The organism is Armatimonas sp., from assembly GCF_043760365.1.
Taxonomy (GTDB): domain Bacteria; phylum Armatimonadota; class Armatimonadia; order Armatimonadales; family Armatimonadaceae; genus Armatimonas.
In genome coordinates this window covers 1-7,650 of the sequence record NZ_JAYUPA010000990.1, presented here as the reverse complement: position 1 = coordinate 7,650, position 7,650 = coordinate 1, and the positions used below count along the sequence as shown (strand labels likewise).

Annotated in this window: 4 protein-coding genes and 1 pseudogene; all 5 read right to left on the bottom strand. The window is 61.6% G+C overall.

The features are described 5' to 3' along the window. Positions 1–2,581, bottom strand: a 2,581-nt coding sequence (locus ACH2EH_RS25035; RefSeq protein WP_395146113.1) for an efflux RND transporter permease subunit, incomplete at its 3' end; no start/stop codon positions are given. After that, positions 2,578–4,203, bottom strand: a complete 1,626-nt coding sequence (locus tag ACH2EH_RS25030; RefSeq protein WP_395146111.1) for an efflux RND transporter periplasmic adaptor subunit — start codon at positions 4,201–4,203, stop codon at positions 2,578–2,580. The genes ACH2EH_RS25030 and ACH2EH_RS25035, both read right to left, overlap by 4 nt. 24 nt (positions 4,204–4,227) lie before the next feature. Then, positions 4,228–6,090, bottom strand: a complete 1,863-nt coding sequence (locus tag ACH2EH_RS25025) for a DUF6785 family protein (RefSeq protein ID WP_395146110.1) — start codon at positions 6,088–6,090, stop codon at positions 4,228–4,230. Positions 6,091–6,132: 42 nt separating this feature from the next. Then, positions 6,133–7,122 carry a 3-oxoacyl-ACP synthase III family protein gene (locus ACH2EH_RS25020; protein ID WP_395146108.1) on the bottom strand — a complete coding sequence of 330 codons (990 nt, stop codon included), beginning with the start codon at positions 7,120–7,122 and terminating at the stop codon, positions 6,133–6,135. After that, a pseudogene (locus ACH2EH_RS25015) lies at positions 7,119–7,650 on the bottom strand (adenylate cyclase); the annotation flags it as partial. The gene ACH2EH_RS25020 and the pseudogene ACH2EH_RS25015, both read right to left, overlap by 4 nt.

Here is a 7,650-nt window from a genome sequence, read left to right as displayed (position 1 = left end):
CGCGCCGCTTCTGGTTGCGCCCAAAGTCCCAGTGTGTCCCCTGCGAAAACTCGACTTTCTTCAGTGCCTCGGTCACATCGGCCTCGACCTCGCTCTGGGAGCGGTCTGCCAGGCGCCCGTTCACGGCGATGTAGCGCTGGCGGTCAAGCCGCGTCACCTCGTTGGGGCCGACCGTCTCAAAGGGCGTCGCCACTTGCCCTAGCAGGATCGGCTTGTTCCCCATTGCCGTGCTTGGCGTGAGCGGCAGGTTCACCAGCGCCTCTTTGGACTTGCGATTTGCCTCAGGGAGGATCACGTAGATTGGGTACTGGTAGCCTTTTTCGAGATAGTAGCCCGCCAGCGCCCCGCCCGTGCTCGCGCTCAGTGCTTGGGCAATGTCCGTGAACGAGACGCCCAGAGCGGCGGCTTTGTCGCGGTCCACTTTCCACTGAAGCTCAGGAGTCGCGTCTTGCACGCCCAGATCCAGCGCCTCTAGGCCCGGTATGCCTTTGAGGGCGTCCATCACCCGCTTGGCTTGCTCGGCCACGGCCAGCGGGTCTTGTCCGAAGACATCCACCTCCATGTTGGTCGCGCCACCGGTGAGAAGCTGCGTCACAAGATCATACGGCGAGACGGTCGCACGAATGCCTGGAATGCTCCCCAGGCTCTTCTGAACGTTTTTGATGATGTCTTGTGTGCTGTGTTTCCGGTTCTCTTTGAGGTGGACGGTCGCACTGCCAATATGCCCCGCCTGGTCGCGCACCGAGCCGCGTAGACTCAACGTCGCCCCAGACGCTGCAAAGACCGTGTCCACATCGGGGTTGGCCAGAAGGCGCTTCTCGACTTCTTTCATCGTCTCGGTGGTCTTGGTGAAAGCCGTGCCGATGGGCAGCTTCACACTCACCGTAAAATCGCCACTGTCGGTCTGGGGCAGCAGCTCGGAGCCGATCAGCGGAACAAAAAAGTAGCTACACAGCGAGATGCCCGCCGCGCCCGCCAGCACCCACCAGCGATGAGCCAGCGCCCAGGTCAGGCGCCGTCGGTAGTTGGCATCGAGGCTATCTAAGTAACGCCCCGCCCAGCCGGAGAGGCCGCGTGGGTTCTCGCGCTCCTGCTCCAGCTCCTCGCGGTGGATCAGGCGCGATGCCAGCATCGGCACGAGCGTGGTCGCGTCTAGCAGGGAGACAGCCATGGAAAAGACCACAACGAGCGCGAACTGGGTAAACATCTGCCCCGTCTGGCCTTTAATCAGCAGGATCGGCAGAAAGACTACCATCACGGTGATTGTCGAGGCCACCACGGCACTCGTGATCTCGCTCGCCCCGGAGACTGCGCCCTCTGTGGCGGATTGCTTATCGCGCTCGATGTGCCGGAAGATATTCTCCAGAACCACCACGGCATCGTCCACGATCAGGCCCGTCGCCAGCGCGAGACCTGAGAGCGAGATGGTGTTGAGCGTGAAGCCGCAGAAATACAGCAGCGCGAACGTCGAGAAAATAGAGACGGGAATCGAGAGCGCGACCACTAAAGTACTTCGGACATTGCGCAGGAAAAACAAGAGAATCAGAATCGCTAAGATGCCGCCGATGATCGCCGTGTGCTGCATGTCTTTCACGGAGTTCTCAATAAAGCCCGACTGATCGTAAGCGACCCGAAACGTCAGCTCGGGGTAGAGCTTCTTGACTTCTTCGATCTTTGCCTCAACAGCTTGCGCAGTGGCAACGGTGTTGGCTTCGCTCTGCTTGGTGATGGCGAAGCTCGCGGCGGGCTCACCATTGAGCCGTGTGAGAATGCGTGTCTCTAGGTGGCTGTCGCGCACCGTTGCCACATCACTCAGAAGCACGCGCTGGCCGTTGATCTGCGCCAGCGGAATCTTCGCCGCATCTGCCAGGCTGGTGAAGTTGCCCACCGAGCGAATCGTGAACTCCCGGGCGCCCTGCCGCGCGATTCCGGCGGGCTGATTGATGTTCTCCTGAACCAGCCGCCGCTGCACGATATCGAGGCTCAATCCGTAGGCCTGGAGCTTCACAGGGTCCACTTCGACGATAATCGAGCGCGTCTGGCCACCGGTGACTGTCGCCGTCGCGACACCATTGGCAGACGCCACGAGCGGCGAGATCTCATTGGCGAGTAGGCTCCGCAGCTTCACGATATCGGCGATTCCGGAGACGCCATAGATACGAATGGGGAGCGTCGCGGGATCGAATTTGAAGACCACCGGGTTCTGGAGCGTCGGATCGTCAGGGAGCTGCTGGCGGGCGCGCTGAACGAGCTGCAAGACATCAATGGCAGCCTGCCCGATATCTGTGCCCCAGTTGAACTGAATTCGCACCGACGAGCTACCTAGTGTGGAGTTGGATGTCACCTGCTGGATTCCAGGAGCGGAAGAGACAGCCTGCTCGATAGGCCGCGTGACCTGAGTCTCCATTTCCTGCGGGGCAACATTGGGCCAAGTGGTATTCACAACCACAATGGGAATCGTAATTTTCGGCAGCAAGTCCACGGGGAGCTTGGTCAGGCAAACCACGCCCAGCAAGACCAGCGCCGCAATGCGCATGACCACCGCAATAGGCCGCTGCACCGAAAACCGTGCCAGATTCACTTATTCACCTCCTTCGCGGAGCCGGAGGGGGTCGCCGTCTTAGCGGCGGGGGGAGGTTTGACTTTCTGACCGTCTTTGATGGGGCTGTAGGAGAGCATCACCACGCGCTCCCCTGCGGCAACGCCAGAGAGAATCTCGACATCGCTGCCGACTTTCGCTCCGAGCGTAACAGGTCGAACGGAAGCTGTATTTTCGGAGTCTACGACCGTGACTGTGGAGCCTTTGGGCGTGGTGTGCACCGCATCGCTCGAAACGACTACGGTGGCATTGATTATCCGCAGCTCTAAGACCAGACGGGCGAACATGCCGGGGCGGAGCTTGCCGTTTGCATTGTCGAGCTTAAAGCGAATCGTGAACTGGCGACTCTGCGCATCGGCGGCGGGGTTGATCTCCGTGACCGTGGCCATCAGAGTCTTGCCCGGCAGCGCATCGAGAGTGATCCGCGCCTGTGTCCCCACTGTCACGGTGGTGCTCTGCTCCACGGGAACACTCGCGCTGACATAGAGCGAGTCAAGCTGCGCAATGGTCAAGATCGTCTGGCCCGCCGTCACGGTCGAGCCCTCATCCACAGGCCGCGCCGTCACAATACCCGAGAGTGCGCTGCGTAGCTCCGTCTCTCCCAGGCGAGCGTGGGCCTGCGCAAGCTGCGCCTCGGCGGCGGCAATGCTCTGCCGGAGCGCACTCAGATTCTCCCGCGAGGCAACGGTCTGGGAGCGGTTCGAGCTCGCCAGGCTGAGCGCTGCCGTTGCTTGCTTCTTCGCCGCTTTAGCCGTCGCAATCTCGCTGAGCGCACCTTTTTCGGCAACCGTCACTTGCTGCTGCGCGGCGTTTAAGAGCGCCTTCTGCGACTCGACGGCGGCCTCCGCCGTGGCAACGCGGCCTTTGGTGGTCTCGACCACATTGCCCTGAACCTCAAACGCCGTCCGGGCATCGTCCACGGACTGGGCCGAGACAAAACCTTTTGCCAGCAGCGACTCAGCGCGGGCAAGCTTAGCCTTAAGGTTTGTCTGGTTTGCCAGTGCGCTCGCCTGGTCATTTTTCGCGTTCTCCACCACGACCTGTGCACTCTTCACGCGAGCATCCGCATCGGCGACGGCGGCTTTAGCGGCGGCGAGCTGGGCATCACGGGTCTGCTCCGCCCGATTGAGGGTCGCCTCTGCCCCTTCCAGTGCAGCCCGTCGCGTATCAATCCCCGTCAGCACCGAGACGCGCCCGGTGTCTACGGTTGCCTGCGCCTGGGCCAGCCGCGCTCTTGCTTCCGCCACGTTCGCCTCTTGTTGGAGCACAGCGTCTTTGAGTTCAACGGGGTCAATGCGCACCAGCACCTCACCCGCCTTGACCGCACTTCCCTCGCGCGCTGCAAGAAAGACCACTCGCCCTGAGGTGCGCGCCGCCAGCTTCACCGTACGGGACGACTCCAGCGAGCCCATCACTTCGAGTGTTTGCACCAGGCGTTTGGGCTCCGCTGTCCCAAGCACCACACTGGGCACGGCGCTTTTACGCGCCGCCTGCGACTTCACCAAATCCGCTGCCACCGTGCGCTTGTCTTGGAGCCGCCAGGAAATACCGCCCACAAGACCAGCGGCCAGAATCGTGTAAGGAAGAAGCGAGCGAACTTTCATCTTGCATTACTTTACCCGAATTTTTCAGCTCGGCAGGCTGTTGTAGCCCACCCCCGTGAGATAGCCCATCCCGATCCAGAACGCCGCGCTGAGCGCATCGCCCACGATCAACCCAAGAAAGAACGGCAGGGCGGCTTTGTAGAGCGCCATCCCACCGTAGCGCATCACCAGAATCTTAGCAAACCAGCCGATCAGAATTGAGAACCAGGTGGTATGCACCCCATGCACCGACGCCGCCAGAAAGCCAATCGGGTGCAGGCCACTTCCGAGCTGGAGCCGTGCCAGAAGCAAGCCCCCCACCAGTACAAAGCCTCCCGCGCTATGCAGGAAGTTCGTCGCAGCGGGCTTGTAGGGCACGGACGCCGCATTGCCGAGCACTTTCAGGGGGATCTGCGGCCCTGTCTCGTAGGTCCAGCGCTCCACGAGCATATTCGCGCCGCCGGAGAGATAGGGTAGCCGAATGCAGGCCCATACACCCACAACTACCGCAAGCGCAACGGCAAACCCCAGCCAGCGCGTGTGCGCTTTTGGTGCAAGCCCTACGCCCTCCCCTATCTTTGCCGCATTGAGCAAGCCCGGCAAGAGCAGCTCCCGCGTGTTGTAGACGGTCGCGTACTCCACCCGGTAGAGCGTGTAGAGCGCCGAGGGAGCAAACGGAGCGGTGCCGATTGTTGGGGCCAGCACGTCTAGGCTTGTGTAGGGCATCGCCATAAAAAGAATCCCCGCCTGGCACGTGGCCCAGCCGATGGTAATCAGTGCGAGCACCACAAAGAGGAGCGAGAGCAGCACAAGTAGCACGGGAATGCCTGCGAGAAGCTCCCAGAGCCCAAGCCCCCCAAAGCTCACAGCAAGTCCGAGCCGCAGCCGTGCATAGGCTGGCTCCGTAAATACCACACGCAGATGCTTACGTGCCGTCCAGAGACACCAGAGAGTGAGCGCCACGGCCCCGCCAAAAGCTTGCAGACTATGGAACTGCCGCTGTGAGAAGAATCCCAGCGCCCCCGGCTGATCCCAGTTATTGAGTGCAGCGACCAAGCATTCGGCTTTAAAGAGCAGATGGAAAAACCAGATCGAGAGCCCCACCTCACCGGGCAGCAAATAGCCCAGCCCAACAACCAATGGAAAGAAGAAGAGCGCAAAAGGCCCGATCTGATTCCACGGTGGCTCCGTCAGATAGTCCATCAGGCTCCAGTTTGTCTGAATGTCCGGGATATTCGGGTAGAGCTGATGGAAGCCCTTGAGTCCGTGCAGGCTCGCCGTGAGTGCCAGTGCGATCCAGAACACGGGGCGGCGCGTGAGGATCTGAGGCTCGGTGGCGAGCTGTAGGGGAAGTGTCACCAGCGGAAACGCGAAGCGCTCGTGCTCGATCCACTGTTTGCGAAACACGGCGACCACACAAAACGATGCCAGTAAAAACAGCACAGCGGGAGTCAGCCAGGCCGTGAGTGGCCCAAGCCACGCGCCCCAGGGAACATGCTCCTGACCGCGCGGGTAGCCCGAAAAGAATGCCTTGGCCCCGTCGGTGTCCGCCATCTTGAGCCAGTCTGGCTGCGGCCCCCAGACCTTGCGCTCCCACTCATTGACGGGCGTGCTCAGCGCCACGGGGGCGGGAATATTAGGAATCAGCGTGCGGAGCAAGCCCGATGAGGGAATTCCACTTGTCACCAGTAAGATCGTCCAGACCGTCGCCAGCTCCGCCGGGGTAACTTTAAGTCGGGGCAAGAGCTGACGTAAGAGAGCAAGAAGTATCAGCACGGCAAACGCCACGGTCGGGAACTGGTTGCCCCCAATCAGGCTCGCTCCCACTTTGTAGTTGTTATACGGTGTCCAGACACAGACAAGCGCCGCCCCGAGGAGGCCAAGAAGAAGAGCACGTGGAGTTAGCATTAGTGTGCCCCATTCTATACCAAACACCCCACACTGTGTTTATCAAAAAGTGAGGAGCACCGCCCCAAGGGTGAGCCCGGCTCCGGTACCCGCGATTAAGACACGCTGCCCGCGCTCAAGTCGCCCCGCTTCCCAGGCTTCGCAGAGTGCCAGCGGGATCGAGGCGGCGATGCAGTTGCCCCGTTCGGGGAGGTTGATGAAGAATTTCTCCAGCGGCAGGCCACAGCGGCTCGCCACAAACGCAATGCCACGCCCACTGGCTTGGTGCGGCACGACAAGATCCAGGCTCTCCACACTCGCACCCGCCTCGTGAAGAAACTGCTCCAGAAATGGGGGCATGTGCTGTGAGGCCAGCCGAAAGATCTGCGGACCGTGCATCGCAAAGAAGTTCATCTCCCGCGTTGTGGCGGGGTCGCTCGGGTGCCGACGGCTCCCACCTCCTAGAAACTGTGTCAGCTCGGCCCCACTGGCGGCGTAGGTAGAGAACGCACTGTGATGCAAACAGCTTGCCTCCCGCGGCGGCGTTGCGATGAGAATCGCGGCGGCGGCAGCGTCCCCTATCAGAGCCGCACTCTCGGGTTCGCTCGGATTGAGGGAGTGTGCCGTCATCTCACTGGAGAAGAGTAGCGCGTTTTTGTACACGCCGGAAGCTAAAAGCGGCGCGATGAGCTGGAGCGCCACCGGAAACGAGAGGCAGGTGGCGGAGATATCGAAGCAAGCGCTCTTGCCCTCGGGGGCGCCGAGTTCACGCTGAACCAGTGCCGCCGTGCAGGGGATTAATTGCTCCGGCCCCGACGATGCCCCGACGATCAGATCAATGTCCGCGATGGTCTTGCCCGCACGCTCAAGCGCTTGCCGAGCAGCGGCGGCGGCCATCCTAGCCGTAGACTCTCCGCTCGGGGCACGGCGGCGCTCGCGAACTCCCGTGGCACGCTCGATCCAGCCCTCGCGCAGGCCGAGTGCTTGCTCTAGCTCGGCATTCGTGACAATGGTCTCGGGGAGGTATTTTCCCAGACCAGCTATCTGTATCATCGCTTTCCTTCGTTCTGAACACGACGGCGCTTGGCGCCCAAGACACGGGGCGGGAGCTGCGCCTCAAAGGTAAGTGTTGCGGGGCGGCAGTCGTAGGAGGCCAAAATGCGCGTGAAGCTTGCACGTACGGCGTCTTCGACAAGCGCTCTCTTTGCCTCCGGAGCCAGCTCTAGAAACACGCACGCCTCACCAGGCTGACTCTGGCGCACGGCATAGTCTAGGATCTGGCCCGACGCGAGCAAGACGGCACGCCGCACGGTATCGGGGTAGAACGGCACCGGCTCTCCACTTGCGTTTAGAAAATAACAGAGGTCGTCCTGGCGCCCCTCGATCCGCTCGATCACCCGAAACGCCGAGCCGCAGGCGCAGCGTCCCGGTGGCGCAAGCGTCAGTACATCCCCGAGGCGGTAGCGAAGTATCGGCTGGGTAGTGCGCCAGAGATCGGTGACAATGGGCGTGACGCGCCCCTCGCCCAGCGCCTCGGTCTGGATCGCGACTAAGTCCTCCATAATATGAAGCCGGTGGTGC